At 61.3% G+C, this 17,014-nt stretch carries 16 protein-coding genes; 8 read left to right on the top strand and 8 right to left on the bottom strand.

Annotated elements, in window-relative coordinates; all coding sequences use genetic code 11:
* The first annotated feature begins 312 nt into the window (after positions 1–312).
* The 3 genes from LOY50_RS10380 to LOY50_RS10390 all read left to right on the top strand — a co-directional run bounded on the left by LOY50_RS10380 (position 313) and on the right by LOY50_RS10390 (position 3,607).
* A complete protein-coding gene (locus LOY50_RS10380) occupies positions 313–1,011 on the top strand; it encodes a glutathione binding-like protein (RefSeq protein WP_014339247.1) in 699 nt (232 codons plus the stop codon).
* A 189-nt stretch (positions 1,012–1,200) separates the two neighbouring features.
* Positions 1,201–2,175 (top strand): porphobilinogen synthase, encoded by a 975-nt coding sequence (gene hemB / locus LOY50_RS10385; RefSeq protein ID WP_003200059.1) that lies wholly within the window; start codon positions 1,201–1,203, stop codon positions 2,173–2,175.
* A 337-nt stretch (positions 2,176–2,512) separates the two neighbouring features.
* Complete coding sequence (locus tag LOY50_RS10390) at positions 2,513–3,607, top strand: DUF1615 domain-containing protein (protein WP_253473205.1); 1,095 nt, start codon at positions 2,513–2,515, stop codon at positions 3,605–3,607.
* A gap of 200 nt (positions 3,608–3,807) precedes the next feature.
* On the opposite strand, the gene LOY50_RS10395 is transcribed toward LOY50_RS10390, so the two are convergent.
* Positions 3,808–4,242, bottom strand: coding sequence for a phage infection protein (locus LOY50_RS10395; RefSeq protein ID WP_214509029.1), 435 nt, complete (start codon positions 4,240–4,242; stop codon positions 3,808–3,810).
* Positions 4,243–4,436: 194 nt separating this feature from the next.
* On the opposite strand from LOY50_RS10395, the gene LOY50_RS10400 reads away from it, so the two are divergent.
* The gene (locus LOY50_RS10400) at positions 4,437–5,066 is read left to right on the top strand and encodes a glutathione S-transferase family protein (RefSeq protein ID WP_258690790.1); all 630 of its coding nucleotides are present in this window, start codon (positions 4,437–4,439) and stop codon (positions 5,064–5,066) included.
* 96 nt (positions 5,067–5,162) lie between these two features.
* Here LOY50_RS10400 and LOY50_RS10405 read toward each other — a convergent pair whose 3' ends face one another.
* The 5 genes from LOY50_RS10405 to LOY50_RS10425 form a co-directional block, all read right to left on the bottom strand.
* A complete protein-coding gene (locus LOY50_RS10405; RefSeq protein ID WP_258690791.1) occupies positions 5,163–5,699 on the bottom strand; it encodes a membrane integrity-associated transporter subunit PqiC in 537 nt (178 codons plus the stop codon).
* Positions 5,700–5,716: 17 nt separating this feature from the next.
* Positions 5,717–7,375 carry an intermembrane transport protein PqiB gene (locus LOY50_RS10410; protein ID WP_214509032.1) on the bottom strand — a complete coding sequence of 553 codons (1,659 nt, stop codon included), beginning with the start codon at positions 7,373–7,375 and terminating at the stop codon, positions 5,717–5,719.
* The gene (locus LOY50_RS10415; RefSeq protein ID WP_027912575.1) at positions 7,356–8,000 is read right to left on the bottom strand and encodes a paraquat-inducible protein A; all 645 of its coding nucleotides are present in this window, start codon (positions 7,998–8,000) and stop codon (positions 7,356–7,358) included. The genes LOY50_RS10410 and LOY50_RS10415 overlap by 20 nt, the downstream gene beginning before the upstream one ends.
* A gap of 11 nt (positions 8,001–8,011) precedes the next feature.
* Entirely contained in the window at positions 8,012–8,608 is a 597-nt protein-coding gene (locus LOY50_RS10420; RefSeq protein WP_214509033.1) for a paraquat-inducible protein A, read from the bottom strand.
* Positions 8,609–8,677: 69 nt separating this feature from the next.
* On the bottom strand, positions 8,678–9,118 hold the full coding sequence (locus LOY50_RS10425; RefSeq protein WP_003200075.1) for a CBS domain-containing protein: 441 nt from the start codon (positions 9,116–9,118) through the stop codon (positions 8,678–8,680).
* Positions 9,119–9,452: 334 nt separating this feature from the next.
* On the opposite strand from LOY50_RS10425, the gene LOY50_RS10430 reads away from it, so the two are divergent.
* Positions 9,453–11,816 (top strand): DNA polymerase II, encoded by a 2,364-nt coding sequence (locus LOY50_RS10430; RefSeq protein ID WP_253473219.1) that lies wholly within the window; start codon positions 9,453–9,455, stop codon positions 11,814–11,816.
* Positions 11,817–11,976: 160 nt separating this feature from the next.
* Here the strand turns inward: LOY50_RS10430 and LOY50_RS10435 are convergent, their stop codons facing one another.
* Positions 11,977–12,798, bottom strand: coding sequence for an aldo/keto reductase (locus LOY50_RS10435; protein ID WP_258690792.1), 822 nt, complete (start codon positions 12,796–12,798; stop codon positions 11,977–11,979).
* Positions 12,799–12,984: 186 nt separating this feature from the next.
* Positions 12,985–14,136 carry an aldose epimerase family protein gene (locus tag LOY50_RS10440; RefSeq protein WP_258690793.1) on the bottom strand — a complete coding sequence of 384 codons (1,152 nt, stop codon included), beginning with the start codon at positions 14,134–14,136 and terminating at the stop codon, positions 12,985–12,987.
* A gap of 298 nt (positions 14,137–14,434) precedes the next feature.
* Here LOY50_RS10440 and LOY50_RS10445 point away from each other — a divergent pair, with 298 nt between their 5' ends.
* The 3 genes from LOY50_RS10445 (at position 14,435) to LOY50_RS10455 (ending at position 16,893) form a co-directional block, all read left to right on the top strand.
* Positions 14,435–15,184 (top strand): hypothetical protein, encoded by a 750-nt coding sequence (locus LOY50_RS10445; RefSeq protein WP_003200082.1) that lies wholly within the window; start codon positions 14,435–14,437, stop codon positions 15,182–15,184.
* Between the two features lie 107 nt (positions 15,185–15,291).
* Positions 15,292–16,077, top strand: coding sequence for a sulfite exporter TauE/SafE family protein (locus tag LOY50_RS10450; protein ID WP_057447799.1), 786 nt, complete (start codon positions 15,292–15,294; stop codon positions 16,075–16,077).
* Between the two features lie 267 nt (positions 16,078–16,344).
* Entirely contained in the window at positions 16,345–16,893 is a 549-nt protein-coding gene (locus tag LOY50_RS10455) for a DUF4174 domain-containing protein (protein ID WP_214509349.1), read from the top strand.
* The last annotated feature ends 121 nt before the right edge of the window (positions 16,894–17,014 follow it).

Genomic DNA, 17,014 nt, shown 5'->3' on the forward strand with positions numbered 1-17,014 from the left:
AGTTTTTCTTCAGCACTCTTGAGTCAGGCTGACACACCTTGGCACCGCGAAGCGGTTGGCCTCGGGTGGTTTCCCTGTCGTTACGCCGCGTTGAATCCTCGGGGGCATTGCTCAGAGTCTTTTCAAGCCCTTTGGTTCGATCCTGGCTGGTCCCGGTGCACTGTAAGGCCTCCTGTGGGGAGGTAGGGCGAATGTTAGCGACAGGATGTTGCGGATTTAAGAAGGGCCGATGTGAATTCCGTGACGGGCAGTGATGCCGTCCCGTACATCTTGGATTATCCTCGGGCTTTCCTTCATTTCCGAGCCGACCCCATGCCCGACTTGACCCCATTCCCCATCACCGAGAAATGGCCCGCCCAATACCCTGAGTGGATCCAGCTCTACTCCCTGCCCACCCCCAACGGCGTGAAGGTCTCGATCATGCTGGAAGAGATCGGCCTGCCGTACGAGCCCCACAAAGTGGACTTTGGCAGCAACGACCAGCTGTCGCCCGAGTTCCTTTCCCTGAACCCCAACAACAAGATCCCGGCGATTCTCGACCCCCATGGGCCGGGTGACCAGCCGTTGGCGTTGTTCGAGTCGGGGGCGATCCTGATTTATCTGGCGGACAAGAGTGGGCAACTGTTGGCCCAAGAGTCGGCGGCGCGCTACGAGACGATCCAGTGGCTGATGTTCCAGATGGGCGGCATCGGGCCGATGTTCGGGCAGTTGGGATTCTTCAACAAGTTCGCCGGCAAGGACTACGAGGACAAGCGGCCGCGCGATCGCTACGTCGAGGAAAGCAAGCGCCTGCTCAAGGTGCTCGATGGTCGTCTGCAAGGGCGGGACTGGATCATGGGCGAGCGCTACACCATCGCTGATATCGCCACATTCCCCTGGGTGCGCAACTTGATCGGCTTTTACGAGGCCGGTGATTTGGTCGGTATCCAGAATTTCCCCAATGTGACCCGGGTACTGGAACGCTTCCTGGCTCGACCGGCTGTGGCGCGCGGGTTGAAGATTCCGGAATGAGTCACCCGACGACTCGCCGATTCGATTACAAGCCACCGGCTGACGTGCATCAATGGCTCGCTGACCTTGTGAGTAGATTATTGCCTGGCCGGTAACGCTCTGTTTTCCAGCCGACGTTTGTGCCCTGGCCGGCCAGGGCATAAGCTTTTGTTCTATGTGATCGAGCACCCATTTCAGCCCAGGAGTCCCATGTCCAGCCAGTTCCCCGAAGCACGTCCACGCCGTCTGCGCCGCAATGCAAGCCTGCGCAGCCTGTTCCAGGAAACCGAGTTCACCTTGAACGACCTGGTGCTGCCGATTTTTGTCGAAGAAGAAATCGATGATTTTGTGCCGATCAAGAGCATGCCCGGCGTGGTACGCATTCCTGAATCGAAGCTGGCCGGCGAGATCGAGCGCTATGCCCGTGCCGGCATCAAGTCGGTGATGACCTTTGGTGTGTCCCATCACCTGGACAACGACGGCAGCGATACCTGGAGCGAGCGCGGCCTGGTGTCGCGCATGGCCGGGATCTGCAAGGACGCGGTGCCGGAGATGATCGTGATGTCCGACACCTGCTTCTGTGAGTACACCGATCATGGTCATTGCGGCGTCCTCCACGGCGATGAAGTGGACAACGATCGGACCCTGGTCAACCTGGGCAAGCAAGCCGTGGCGGCGGCCCGCGCCGGTGCCGATGTAATCGCGCCATCGGCGGCCATGGACGGGCAGGTCCAGGCGATTCGCCGGGCCCTGGATGAAGCCGGCTTCAGCCAGACGGCAATCATGGCCTACTCCACCAAGTTCGCCTCGGCACTCTATGGCCCGTTCCGCGAGGCCGGCGGCAGCGCGTTGAAAGGCGACCGCAAGAGCTACCAGATGAACCCGATGAACCGCCGCGAAGCTCTGCGCGAATCCTTGCTCGACGAGCAGGAAGGTGCCGATGCGCTGATGGTCAAACCGGCCGGCGCCTACCTCGATATCATCCGCGACATTCGCCAGGCTTCGAACCTGCCGCTGTCGGCTTATCAGGTCAGTGGGGAATACGCGATGATCAAGTTCGCCGCCCAGGCTGGTGCCATCGACGAAGCCCGCGTGGTACGCGAGAGTCTTGGCGCAATCAAGCGGGCGGGGGCAGACCTGATCTTTACCTACTTTGCCATGGACCTGGCGCTGAGCGGAATCTGATCCCGCTGGGGTGGCTGGGAAATCCAGGCACGCCACCATTCTCCTGTGGGAGCGAGCTTGCTCGCGATAGCGGTGGATCGGCTTGCATCAGCGTTGCCCCTGCCGCCGTCATCGCGAGCAAGCTCGCTCCCACATTGGTTTTTGGGGTGGCTGGGAAATCCAGGCACGCCACCATTCTCCTGTGGGAGCGAGCTTGCTCGCGATAGCGGTGGATCAGCTTGCATCAGCGTTGCCCGTGCCGCCGCCATCGCGAGCAAGCTCGCTCCCACATTGGGCATAGCCCGCATCCACTTTTGATCGTATGGTTGCTCCGGAATAACGAACTCGATGGAGCACCATGCAATTCAACCGATTGATGATCAGCCTTGCTGCGCTGCTGGCCTTGGCCGGTTGCGGCAGCCGTCAGGCGCAGGAGCCTGAGCGTCAGCCTGCTGAGGTCAAGAAGCAGATCGTGCAGTTGTTGCCGGCCAAGACTGTGGATCGCGAAGGCTGGGCGACTGACATCTACGTGGCCTTTGCGGCCCAGCAGATTGCCTCTACGACGCAGAACATCTGTGCTGTCCTGGCGGTGACCGAACAGGAGTCGACGTTCCAATCCGATCCGCCAGTGCCGGGGCTGGGCAAGATCGCTCGTCAGGAGATCAACCGCCGTGCGGCGAAGGTGCACATTCCGGAGTTGTTGGTCAGTGGTGCCCTCCAGGTGCGTTCGCCCAACGGCAAAAGCTACAGCGATCGGCTCAATGCGGCGCGTAGCGAGAAAGAGCTGAGCGGGATTTTCGATGATTTCATCGGCATGGTGCCGCTGGGCAAGACCCTGTTCGGCGGTTTCAATCCGGTGCACACGGGTGGGCCTATGCAGGTCAGCATCGCGTTTGCCCAGGCCAATGCGCGCAATTATCCCTATACGGTGGAGGGCTCGATTCGTCGCGAAGTGTTCAGCCGTCGTGGCGGGATGTATTTCGGCATCGCGCATTTACTGGGTTATCCGGTGAGCTACACCGAGCCGTTGTATCGTTTTGCCGATTTCAATGCCGGGTGGTACGCCAGCCGCAACGCAGCTTTCCAGCATGCGGTGAGTGTAGCGTCGGGCATTTCCCTGGCGCTGGACGGCGATCTGATTGCCCATGATTCCATCATGCCAGGCAGCACGGAACTGGCGGTGCGCACGCTGGGCAAGTCGTTGGGAATGCGCAACCCGACCATCCGCGATCAACTGGAGCAGGGTGACAGTCTGGCGTTCGAGGACAGCAAGCTCTACAAGCGTGTGTTCGAACTGGCTGACAAGGCCGAGGGCAAGGCGTTGCCACGGGCGGTATTGCCGGGGATCGTGCTCAAGAGCCCGAAGATCACGCGCAAGCTGACCACGGCATGGTTTGCCAAGCGGGTGGATGAGCGTTATCAGCGATGCATGGCGCGGGCGTCGGGGCGTTAGCCAGGCGTTGGCGCGTGAAAAAGCCCGGTGGATGAGGCCGGGCTTTTAGGGGGATGGGTTTGGTGCTGGATCAGTCTCAAGCGGTGTGTCGGGTGGACTGCGCAGCGGCTTGATGATTGTTGCGGCCGCTGCGCGCCCGAGCGGGAGCAAGCTCCCTCGCCACGAGGTGTGTTGCCGATCATTTGTTGCATTCAAGCAACTCATGCGTGGTTTTCGATCAGGCGATCAGAGCCACCCTCAGCGACACGACGTTCCAGCAAGCGATCGGCACCGCCTTCAGCGACGCGGTTTTCGATCAGGCGGTCGGAGCCACCCTCAGCGACACGACGTTCCAGCAGGCGATCGGCACCGCCTTCAGCGACGCGGTTTTCGATCAGGCGGTCGGAGCCACCTTCAGCGACACGACGTTCCAGCAAGCGATCGGCACCGCCTTCAGCGACGCGGTTTTCGATCAGGCGGTCGGAGCCACCCTCAGCGACACGACGTTCCAGCAAGCGATCGGCACCGCCTTCAGCGACGCGGTTTTCGATCAGGCGATCAGAACCGCCTTCGGCGACGACGGGTTGGGAGGAGGCGGCAAATACGTTGGCGGCCAGTACGGAGAAAGCGAGGCTGAGGATGACTTGGCGTTTCATGATGGTGTGCTCCGGGGGTGCAGTGGTTTGTGTGGGGCCATTGTTGTCCCGGGCGATCATCAAGAGAACTTCATTGACATGATGGTGAACATCGACGGCAGTGATAGCTCGTTGGCCCGCTACCGGTCAGCTTGATGGAACACTGAGGGGCTGGCGGGCTCTACCGGCATAACGCTTATGCAGGAGGTACGTTCATGTATCAGTTATTCGGTTGCAGGCAATCCGGTTCTTCGGCGGTGGAGGTTGCCCTGTGTCTTTGTGAGGTGGCTTATCGGCGGGTCGATGCCTATTCGACGCAAGACAACGATGCGGCAAAAGAGCTCGAGGCACTCAACCCTCTGAAGCAGGTGCCGACCCTGCAGTTGCCGGATGGCTCGGTGCTGACAGAAGCGGCGGCGATCCTGATTCACCTCGGGTTGACCTTCCCCGCATCGAAGCTGCTCCCGCAAGACCCGGCCCAGCGTGCGCAAGCCATACGGGGCCTGGTCTACATCGCGGCAAATTGCTACACGCCCATCGGCATTATCGATTTTCCGGAACGCTGGCTGGATGAGGCGGACGAAGCGACTCGGCAGCGATTGATATCCGGCACGCAGCAACGGCTGTATCGCAACTGGGCGTTGTTTGCCGACCAGTTCCCGGCCCGACCTTTTCTAGGCGGTGAGGAACCGGGGGCGCTGGATATCCTGGCGGCCGTGATCACGAAGTGGAGAAACACGCGGGAGGCAATGCTGAGCGCCCGTCCGGCGTTCTACGAATTGTTGGAACGCATCGACCGCCATCCACGCGTGGCGCCGGTGCTGTCGCTGCATTGGCCATTGTAGGAGCTGTCGAGCGAAGCGAGGCTGCGATCTTTCCCCTGACGCTTGAGTCTCAAGCGAAAGATCAAAAGATCGCAGCCTTCGGCAGCTCCTACAGGGTCAAGGACAGGCTTTGCGTGCAGCCGCCTGCTCAACGAGGTCGACAAATTGCCGGACATTCTCCTGATGCGCCGTCACCAGCTCGTCGATACTGGCGCCTGCCGGTGTCTGCAGGCTGCTGCGGCACGTGAGGGGGCGGGCGTCGTTGCCCAGGTTGCGCAGGCGCCATTGCACATCCATGCGGGCATAGCGGCCAGGGATCGAGTCGAAGCGTTGCACGTCTACCCGCAGCAATGATTTCGGTGCGCCAGGGTTGCTCAGTTGTTCGTCCAGGCTACTGTGCAGTTCATCGGCCAGACTGGCGCCCCACCATTCGGTTTCCAGGATCGCCAACCCGCTGTTGCCCTGGCGAATGACCATCTGGGTGCGATCCACCTGGGGTGGGACGCTGACCTGTTCGATCTGGATGTCCACGCTGGAGCGCGATTGGCCTGCCGGTTGAGCCGGGCTCAGAGTGTGGTAGTGGATCGGATCGCTGCGGCAGGCGCCGAGCAGCAATGCCACGGCAACCAGGGTGAGTTTCAGCGTGAGTGGCATGGGGCGCGCTCCTGTGATCATTCTTTCACCGGCAATGTGAGGTTCTGCGCCGGTGCGTCCTTGGGACGGCCGCGAAGCAGCGATTCGGGATGGCGGCTCAGGTAGTCCGACAGTTCGCGCAGCGAGCGCGACATGCGCCCCAGGTCGTCCAGGGTCTGGGTCAGTTGTTCGCGCTGCGGTGAATCTTCGGCCAGGGTCGAGTTGGCCGATTGCAGGGTCTTGCTGACGTCATGCAAGGTACTTTGTACGCCCGGCAGGGTCTTGCTGTTGAACTGGGTCAGGCCTTTGCGCAGCTCCACCAGGTTGCCATCCAGGTTGCCGGCAATGCTCTCCAGTGGCAGTTTGTTGATCCGCTCGATCATCGCCTGCAGTTGTTCCTGCAGTTGCTGGAGGCTGCCCGGGATGGTCGGAATACGCACGGGCCGGGCGCTTGGGTCGAAGGCGACTTTTTCCGCCTTGGGGTAGAAATCCAGCGAGATGTACAACTGCCCGGTCAGCAGGTTGCCGCTGCGGGCCTGGGCGCGCAGGCCTCGCTCGACGAAGCTGCCGATCAGGCGGGCGCCAGCGGCTTCGTCGTCTGGATTGTGATTGAGCGACTTGAGCAGTTTTTCATGGGCCTTGCCCAGGCGTTGCGGGTAGATCACCACGCCGACATTGACCGGAAAGCTGCGCTGTTTCTCATCGAAATCCAGATGGATGGCGACCACCCTGCCGACTTCCACCCCGAGGAACTCCACCGGCGCACCGACGCGCAAGCCGCGCAGTGCCTGATCGAAGCGCAGGGCCAGGTATTGCGCCTTGCCATCGGGCGGGGCGAGGGCGCTCTGCTGGTCGGCAAACAGCTCGTAGGTCTTGTCCTCGCTGGCGGGAACGTCGTTGGGGCTGTACTCCGGCGCCCGAAACGCAATGCCGCCCAGCAGCAGGGCCGAGAGCGATTCGGTCTTGACCGCGAAACCATTGGCGCCGACGTTCACGTCCACGCCGCTGACGTTCCAGAACCGGGTGTTTTCGGTGACGTACACATCGTTGGGCGCGTTGACGAACACGTCGATGTTGACGCCTTTGCCCTCGGCGTCCAGGGCGTAGGACACCACTTGGCCCACCGGGATCTTGCGCAGGTACACCGGCGAGCCGATGTCCAGCGAGCCGAGGTCCTGGGAGTGCAGGGTGAAGCGCTTGCCCGGTTCGCCGTAGGTGATGGGGGGCGGGTTCTCCAGGCCCGTGAAGGACTTGGCACGCACTTTCGACTGGCCGGCGTCGGCGCCGATGAAATCCCCCGACAGCAAGGTGTCGATCCCCGAGATACCGCCGGCCCCGATGCGTGGCCGTACGACCCAGAACACCGAGTCTTCGTGAGTGAAGGTGTCGGCTGTCTTGGCGAGCTTGACCGTGGCGGTGACGTTCTTCTGGTCCTCGCTCAGTTGCACGTCGGTGACCTGGCCGATGACCACGTTGCGATATTTCACCTGGGTCTTGTTGGCGGTAAGGCCCTGGCCGGTCTTGAAGGTGATGGTGATGGTCGGGCCTTCCTGCAGCCAGTTGTGGACCACCAGGGAAATGCCCACCAGCACCGCGATGATCGGCACGATCCACACCAGCGATACCGTCCAGCGGCGGGTGGTGACGTGGGCGCGGCCGGGTGCGGGTTGCTGCCCGTCAGTGGCTTGCGACTTCATCCATGACCTCCTCGGATGGTTGGGTATCCCAGATCAGCCGGGGATCGAAACTCATGGCCGACAGCATGGTGAACAGCACCACGAGGCCGAAGAACAGGATGCCCGGTCGTGGTTCGATGTCGCTCAATGCCTGGAACTTGACCAGGGCCGCCACCAGGGCCACCACCAGCACATCGAGCATCGACCAGTAGCCGATGACTTCCACCAACCGGTACAGCTTCGCCCGCTGGACCTGGGCCCAGGTGCTGCGCCGCTGTGCGGTCACCAGCAACAGGGTCAGCACCACGAACTTGATGCCGGGCACCGCGATGCTGGCGATGAAGATAATCAGGGCGATGTCCCAGGCGCCACTTTGCCAGAACTCGATGACGCCGCTGATGATGGTGCTGTCGGCACCCTCGCCGAGCATCTGGGTATTCATGACCGGCAGCAGGTTGGCCGGGATGTAGAACACCAGCGCGGCCAGCATGTAGGCCCAGGTGCGGGTGATGGCGTCGGGTTTGCGTCGATGCAGGGCGGCGTCGCAGCGGGGGCAGGTCTGGGGCTCGTCGGTCATGTCGCAGGCCAGGCCGCAGCTGTGGCACAGGCACAGGTCCAGGTCGCGGGCCTCTGGCGGGGTGTCCAGCGGCTGGCCGTTCACAGGCTGTCCCACAGGTCGCGGACATCGCGCCCGGCAATGCGGATCATCAGCAGGCTCAAGGCCGCCAGGGCGAACAGGCCGATGCCCGGGAGCACGTCCAGCAGGCCGGCGAGCTTGATCACCGCCACCAGCGCGCCCAGCAGGCACACTTCCAGCATGCTCCAGGGCCGCAGGGTTTCCAGGCTGCGCATGCACAGGTTGAACCCCGGTGCCCGCCGCTGGAGGTAGGCATGGCCCAGTACCCAGAGCAGAAGCGCCAATTGAAAGGCCGGTGCAATGATGATCGCCACCGCTGTCACCAGGGCGATGAAGGTGATCGGCCCCTGGCTCAGCGCCACGATGGAATCCCATAACGTCGCGCTGTTGCTCAGGCCCTGGAGGCGGATGCTCATGATCGGGTAGATGTTGGCGAAGGCCCACAGCACCGCGGCCGTCACGCTCAAGGCCAGGCGCTGCTCGATGGTCAGGCCGTTGTAGCGCTGGATCACCGCGTGGCAGCGCACGCACGAAGATTTCTGATGCGGGAGGAGCACCACCGGCTCGTACACCGCATCGCAATGTTCACAAATGATCAGTCGGTCGGTGTCGGCCATCGGGATGCTCGCAGGAACAACCCCTTCAATATAGAAGTGCCTTGAGAATGAGCAACCCGGCCGAACGGATCATTCCCCGCGAATGTATTGCTCCAGTTGTTTGATCAGATCGGCCTGTTCGGCGATGGCTTCCTTGACCAGGTCGCCGATGGACAGCAGGCCGACCAGTTTGCCGTCCTCTACCACTGGCAAATGCCGCAGGTGTTTTTCGGTCATGATGCTCAGGCAGGTCTCGACGTTCTGGTGAGGGTCGATGGTGATCACGGGGGAGACCATGATGTCACTGACCTTCGTGCCCACCGATGAGCGCCCGCGCAAGACCATTTTGCGGGCATAGTCGCGCTCGCTGATGATCCCCAGCACTTCATCGTTCTTCACCACCAGCAAGGCACCGACGTTCTTCTCGGCCATGCGCATCAGGGCCTGCAATACCATGTCGTCCGGTGAGATGGTGTGCACTTGCTGGTTCTTCTCGTCTTTTATCCGGAGCAACTGCGCGACGGTTTTCATGGGGGGCCTCGGGTGTTGTTTTTGCTGGTTGTTAAAGCATCGTAGACCCAACGGCGCAGAGCAAGCGGTAAAGCGGCGGCCAGTCGTCCAAAAGCGTCATTGCCCGGAAATTCTCCTTCGATGTGATGTCATCCACCTTTGTGGCGAGGGGCGTCTCTCTGTGGGAGCAATCCTGTGGGAGCAAAGCTTGCTCGCGATGAACGATGACGCGGTCTAGCAGTTGAACCGCATCGCGGGCAAGCCTTGCTCCCACAAAAGCCTTGCCCCCACAAGGGAATAAATCCCCTCGCCACAGGGTAGAATCGTCGCCTACGTAGAATTCGAGGTTGCAGCGGTGGATTTACAGCAGGGCTTCGTCCTGACCCGGCATTGGCGCGATACCCCGGCCGGCACCGAAGTCGAGTTCTGGCTGGCGACCGACGCCGGTCCCCGGCGCGTGCGCCTGCCCGTGCAAACGTCGGTGGCCTTTGTGCCGCAGATCCAGCGCGGCCAGCTCGAAGCCTTGTTGCAAGGGGAGAAGGAGGTAGAACTACGCCCCCTGGACCTGCTGGATTTCGAGCATCGTCCGGTGCTGGGGCTGTATTGCCAGCAACACGCCCAACTGATGCGCCTGGACAGCACCTTGCGCCGCGCCGGTGTGGAGGTGTTCGAGGCGGACATCCGGCCGCCGGAGCGCTACCTGATGGAGCGCTTCATCACCGCCCCGGTCTGGTTTGGCGGTACGCCGGCCGCCGATGGCCTGCTGGTCGATGCCCAGATGAAACCGGCGCCCGAATACCGTCCACCATTGCGCCTGGTGTCCCTGGACATCGAAACCACCGCCCAGGGCGAATTGTATTCCATCGCCCTGGAGGGTTGCGGCGAGCGCCAGGTCTACATGCTCGGGCCGCCCAATGGCGACGATAGTGGCGTGGATTTCCAGCTGGAATACTGCGAATCACGCACGGTGTTGCTGAAAAAACTCAACGACTGGCTCGCCCGTTTCGACCCTGACGCTATCATCGGCTGGAACCTGGTGCAGTTCGACCTGCGGGTGTTGCATGAACACGCCCGGCGCCTGGCGGTGCCGTTGCGCCTGGGGCGTGGTGGCGAAGAGATGCAATGGCGCGAGCACGGCGCGCGCAAGAATCACTTCTTCGCCTCGGCCGCTGGCCGGTTGATCATCGACGGTATCGAGTCCCTGCGTTCGGCGACCTGGAGTTTCCCCTCGTTCAGCCTGGAAAACGTCGCCCAGACGCTGCTGGGGGAGGGCAAGTCCATCGATAACCCGTACCAGCGCATGGACGAGATCAATCGCATGTTCGCCGAGGACAAGCCGGCCCTGGCCCGCTACAACCTCAAGGACTGTGAACTGGTGACGCGGATCTTCGCCAAGACCGAGCTGCTCAAGTTCCTCTTGGAGCGGGCCAGCGTCACCGGTCTGCCGGCAGACCGCAGCGGGGGCTCGGTGGCGGCCTTCACGCACCTGTACATGCCGCTGATGCATCGCCAAGGGTTTGTTGCACCCAACCTGGGCCAGCGCCCGCCCGAGGCCAGCCCGGGTGGGTTTGTCATGGACTCCCAACCGGGCCTCTACGAGTCGGTGCTGGTGCTGGACTACAAGAGCCTGTACCCATCGATCATCCGCACCTTCCTGATTGACCCGGTGGGCTTGATCGAAGGGCTGCGCCACCCGGATGACCAGGAATCGGTGCCAGGCTTTCGCGGGGCGCGCTTCTCCCGTACTCGACATTGCCTGCCGGCCATCGTGGCGCGGATCTCCGAAGGCCGGGAAACCGCCAAGCGCGAGCACAATGCGCCGCTGTCCCAAGCGTTGAAAATCATCATGAACGCCTTTTATGGCGTGCTCGGTTCCAGTGGCTGCCGTTTCTTCGACACGCGCCTGGCCTCGTCCATCACCCTGCGTGGTCACCAGATCATGCAGCACACCCGCCAGTTGATCGAAGCCCAGGGGCATGTGGTGATCTATGGCGATACCGATTCCACGTTCGTCTGGTTGCGCCGTGCCCATGGCCAGGAGGAAGCGGCCAGGATCGGTCGCGAGTTGGTGGCCCACGTCAACCAATGGTGGCGTGAGCAGGTGCGTGATGAGTTCGGGCTGGAGAGTGCGCTGGAGCTGCAGTTCGAAACGCATTTCAAGCGCTTTCTGATGCCGACTATCCGCGGCGCCGAGGAGGGCAGCAAAAAACGCTACGCCGGATTGGTAACCCGTGCCGATGGCAGCGACGAAATTGTCTACAAGGGCCTGGAAACCGTGCGCACCGACTGGTCGCCGCTGGCCCGGCAATTCCAGCAGGAGCTGTACGGGCGGATCTTCCACCGAAAGCCCTATCAGGATTATGTGCGCGATTATGTGCAGCAGACCCTGTCCGGTGCGTTCGATGAACGGTTGGTCTACCGCAAGCGCCTGCGTCGGCCGCTGGAAGACTATGAGCGCAACGTCCCACCCCATGTGCGGGCCGCGCGGTTGGCTGATGAGTTCAACCAGCGTCAGGGCCGGCCGCGGCAATACCAGAATGGCGGCTGGATCAGCTACGTCATCACCGTTGCCGGCCCCGAGCCGCTGGAAATCCGCAGCGCGTCAATCGATTACGACCACTACGTGACCAAACAGCTACAGCCGGTGGCGGATGCGATCCTGCCGTTTGTGGACGATGATTTCTCGACGTTGGTGGGCGGGCAGATGGGGTTGTTCTGAAATTCCCTGGGTTTATCCCCTGTGGGAGCAAGGCTTGCCCGCGATACGGACGCCTCGTTCCCCCAGGACACCGCGTCGTCTTCATCGCGGGCAAGCCTTGCTCCCACAGATAAACTCCCTTGCCACAAGTCAGTGTGAATCCCTGAGGTTGAGTGGGTCTTTAGACCATCGCCAACCGCTGCTTGCCCTGGGGCTGGGGAAATATCAGGTCGAGGGCTGCCAGGTCCTGCGGTTCCAGCTTGAGGTTGGCCGCTTCGGCATTCAAACGCACATGCTCAGGCTTCACGGCCTTGGGAATGGCAATCACATTGTTCTGGCGCAACAGCCAGGCCAGTGCTATCTGCGCCGGTGTGGCGCGGTGGCGTTCGGCGATCTGTCCCAGGGTGTGATCCTTGAGCAGGTGCCCGCCCTGGCCGACCGGGCAGTAGGCCATGACGGGCATGGACTGGCGCTGGCACCAGGGCAGCAGGTCGAATTCGATGCCGCGTTCCTGCAGGTTATACAGCACCTGGTTGGTCGCGCAGGCCGGCGCGGCCAGCTCTTCGAGGTCAGCCACATCGAAGTTCGAGACGCCCCAACGGCCGATCTTGCCTTCTTCGCGCAGCCGCTCGAAGGCTTCGACGGTTTCGGCCAGCGGGTATTGGCCGCGCCAGTGCAACAGATAAAGGTCGATGTAATCGGTGTCGAGCCGCCGCAGACTGCGTTCACAGGCCAGGGGAATGCCTTTGCGACTGGCGTTGTGAGGGTAGACTTTGCTCACCAGGAAAACCTGGTCCCGCAGACCGGTGATCGCTTCGCCAACGACGGTCTCGGCACCGCCTTCGGCATACATCTCCGCCGTGTCGATCAGGGTCATGCCCAATTCGACTCCCAATCGCAGGGCAGCCACTTCTTTCTTGTGGTGAGACGGTTCCTCACCCATGCGCCAGGTGCCCTGGCCAATGACCGGTACGGACACACCCGCCAATTCCAGCGTCCTCATGCCTTTCTCCTGTTGTGCTGATCGATAATCCAATGGACAGCAGGATAGTCGTAGGAGCTGGCGAAGGCTCGGGCCGCGTTCGGATGATCTTTTGATCTTTCGATCTTTCGCCCCAGACTCAATTGCCTGGGGAAAGATCGCAGCCTCGCTTCGCTCGTCAGCTCCTACGGGTGTTGCGCAGCTTTTCTATTTTGCGGAGAACTTCAACACCATGGTCTGGGTGTAGGTCTGGCCCGGATCAAGCCGCGTCGAGGGGAAGTTCGGCTGGTTGGGCGAGTCAGGGTAATGCTGGGTTTCCAGGGTGAACGCGCCCCAATGCGGATAGACCTTGCCTTGCTTGCCCTTGACGGTGCCGTCGAGGAAGTTGCTGGTGTAGAACTGCACGCCAGGCTCGGTGGTGTAGAGCTGCAGGCGGCGTCCGGAGTCTGTGTCATACACTTCGGCGGCCAGTTTGTTCACGTCGCCCTTGGCGTCCAGTGCCCAGTTGAAATCGAAGCCGCCTTGTTTCGGTTCGGCGAATTTGAGTTGTGGGTGATCGGCCTTGATATGGGTGCCGATGGCGGTGGGTTGAGTGAAGTCCATCGGTGTGCCGGCCACGGGGGCCAGTTCGCCGGTGGGAATGAGCTTGCCGGTGACCGGTGTGTAATGGGCCGCGTGCAGGGTCGCGAGCTGCTCGAGTATGTCGCCGTTGCCCGCCCCGGCCAGGTTGAAATAGCTGTGGTTGGTCAGGTTCAGCACTGTGGGCTTGTCGGTGGTGGCCTTGTACTCGATGCGCAACTCGTTCTGTTCGTTGAGGCTGTAAGTGACGTCGGTCTTCAGTGCACCGGGGAAACCCATCTCGCCATCGGGTGACAAGTAGGTCAGGGTGACGCCCACCGAGTCCTTGGCATTGTGCGGCTGGGCCTTCCAGACGCGCTTGTCGAACCCTTGCGGCCCGCCGTGCAAGGAATTGCCATGGTCGTTCTGCGGCACCTGGTAACGCTTGCCGTCCAGCTCGAAGGCGCCGTCGGCCAGGCGATTGCCGAAGCGGCCGATGGTCGCGCCGAAATACACGCTGCCGTTCTTCTGGTAACCCTGCACGTCGTCGAAGCCGAGCACGATGTCGGCGGCCTTGCCGTTTTTGTCCGGCACGCTCAATGACTGGAGGATGCCGCCGTAGGTGATGACCGTGGCCTCCATGCCGTGACTGTTGCGCAGCACGAATTTTTCCACGGCCGTGCCGTCGTCGGTCTTGCCGAACGCACCGTGTTCGTTAGTCAGGCCGGCAGCGTGGGAAGCCGAGGTGGCGATCATCAGAGACACTCCGAGGGCCGTGAGCAGTTGTCTGGATTCAAGCATGGTATGACCTTCCTTCCTGTTGTTTTGTTGTTGTTTTGAACGCGGGGCGAGTCCGCTACTGGTCGGACAGCGCTGAAGGTTTTTCTGGTTAGTAGTCTTTCTATTTGATGGATGAGAAGGGATTTATAGCCATAAATAGAGATTTATCAATTAAAAAGTAAGACTAATTGCATGATTTAGTCGTTGCTGAGGGCCGAGGGTTTTCTCCAGGCACTGCACTTTTGTGACTTTTGCCGCTCTATCCATGGCCTGGAAGCGACGACCCCCCATCGCTTCCCCATGCCCAGACCGAGATTCGATGGCCGGTGTTTTTTATTCTGTGACGAGATTGCGCCGCTGCTGCCTGGCATTGTTGGTCGGTGTGTCGATGCTGTTCAGCGGCGGCTGTAGCCATCAGCAGGGGCAGGACATGGTCACGCAGTTCAGCAACGCCAGGCCCCAGGAGTTCTTGCAGACCAGCGTCGATCGCATGGCCACGTTGTCGATGCACGACAACCTGCAAAGCCTCTATCTGCTGATGAACAAGCTGTACCTGCGCAACCCCGAGGAACTGCGCAAGTCCGGTTTTCTCGATGCCCGCACTGCGGAAAAACAGGTGCGCATGGCCATCGAGCAGCAACAGCCCTTGCCGACCCTGGGTGGCAAGAAGGACCTGGCGGCCCTGAGCTACGCCATGAGCCCGGAGTTTCTCGGCGATCGGGTCGGGGCGTTCATCTATGCCATCGGCAGCATGCTGGTCACCGCGCACGGCAATCGCCTCGAGTTCTACATGACCGACACCATCGACCCGCGTTTTGTCAGCAACGCGGCGCGCAATATCGAAAAAGCCACCTGGCTGCTGAGCCAGCGGCAGAACAAGGATGGCAAGCTGTTGCTGTTTTCCAATGAGATTTCGGAGGAGGGCAGCAACCTGAGTTTCGCCGTGGAGTTCGGAAAAATCGTCGCCCGATTGGACCTGCTGACCCAGATGCTCGACGAGCGTTACCGACGGATCGGCTTGAATTACGCCCAGAGCCTGCTGTTCCTCAACTTCCTGCCGGTTCAGTGAAGTGACGGAAAAGGAATAAAGATAGATCACATCGATATAGGGGGTTATAAGAAAAATCGCTATGCTCGCGGCCAGATTTTTCATGCGGTCGTGCTGAGACGGGTTTAATGGATTTCGGTAATGTCGGTTTAGTCGTTGCAGGATTGGTGGTCGGCTTCATTGTTGGGATGACCGGCGTCGGCGGTGGTTCGCTGATGACCCCGATCCTGTTGTGGTTTGGTATCAACCCTGCGACGGCGGTGGGTACGGACTTGCTGTACGCAGCCATTACCAAGTCTGGCGGTGTCCTGGTTCATGCAAAAAATCGCAACATCGATTGGGCGATCACCGGCTGGCTGACGTTGGGCAGCGTGCCGGCGGTCGGCTTGACGCTATGGTTCCTCAGTAGCCTGCACAGCTCCCCCGACGCCATGAACGCGGTGATCAAGCAAGCCTTGGGCTTTGTGTTGTTCGCCACCGCCCTGGCGATCCTGTTCAAGAAGCGCCTGCTGCAATTTGCCCACGACCGCGCTGGCGGCCACTACAACCCCTCCGGTTCGCGCCTCAATGTGTTGACGGTCATCACTGGCCTCGTGCTGGGTACGATGGTCGCCTTGACCTCCATCGGCGCTGGCGCGCTGGGCACTGTCGCGCTGTTCATCCTCTACCCGTTCCTGGTCACCAAGCGCCTGGTGGGCACCGAGATCGCCCACGCCGTGCCGCTGACCCTGGTGGCTGGCCTGGGCCATGCGAGCATGGGCAACATGGACTGGCACATCCTGGGTTTCCTGTTGATCGGTTCGTTGCCGGGGATCTACCTGGGCAGTCACTTGTCGGGACGCATCTCCGACGAACTGCTGCGCCCGTGCCTGGCGGTGATGCTGGCGATGATCGGGTTCAAGCTGGCGTTCTAGAACGGGTCACCTCAAGTCCAATAGTGTGGGAGCGAGCTTGCTCGCGATAACGGTGTGTCAGTCGACTCGATGTTGGCCGTCATGACGCTATCGCGAGCAAGCTCGCTCCCACAATAGTCTCTCCCGACTTCGGCACTCTCCTTGCGGTTGCGCAATGACCCCCCTGGCCTAAGCTTCAAGTCAGGCAGGCGCAGTATTGAGCGACTCTCGCGGAACAATCGCCGCCCTGTGCAATCAGTACAGCGTAAATATCAAAAGGAGAGGCGCATGCTCATTCGGTCGTTGACCTTCGCTACCTTGCTGGCCATCGCCGGCCCCCTGTTCGCTGCCGATGGCGACTCGCCGCTGTTGGCGGACGCAGGCAAGTCACGTCCTCTTGTGGTCATCGCGCCCAGTACGGTCGACCCTTCCTGGGTGAGCCTGAAAAAGGCCTTGGATGAGCCGGCAGGCAAGCAGGGCTTTTCCGAGCGCAACATGGTGCTCTATACCGTGCTCAATACCATTGGGCAGCGCGATGGCAAGGATCTGGATCCGCAAAGCACCATGGCGTTGATTCGCTCGCTGAAGCTGGGAGCCGGAGCGCAGACCAAGATCATCCTGGTGGGCAAGGACGGGGAAAAGAAGCTTGAGCATTCCGGGGCGATCGAACTGAAAGACCTCTTCGATGCCGTCGATAAACTGCCTGCGGCAGAAAAAGAAGCGACACCTCCAGCCCCGCCACCCGCGCCGGAGCCTGCACCGACCAAGGATGCGAAAGGCGCCAAGGCTGGCAAGGCAGTCAAGCCGGCGGGGCCGGCGAAGCCGCTGGATGATTGACTCCCGCTAGCGCCGAGGCCCTTGTGGTGAGGGAGCTTGCTCCCGCTGGGCTGCGCCGTAGGAGCTGTCGAGTGCAACGAGGCTGCGATCTTGTCCCAGACAATTGAGTCGAGAGCGAAAG

This window comes from Pseudomonas sp. B21-010 (assembly GCF_024749325.1).
GTDB lineage: Bacteria > Pseudomonadota > Gammaproteobacteria > Pseudomonadales > Pseudomonadaceae > Aquipseudomonas > Aquipseudomonas kilonensis.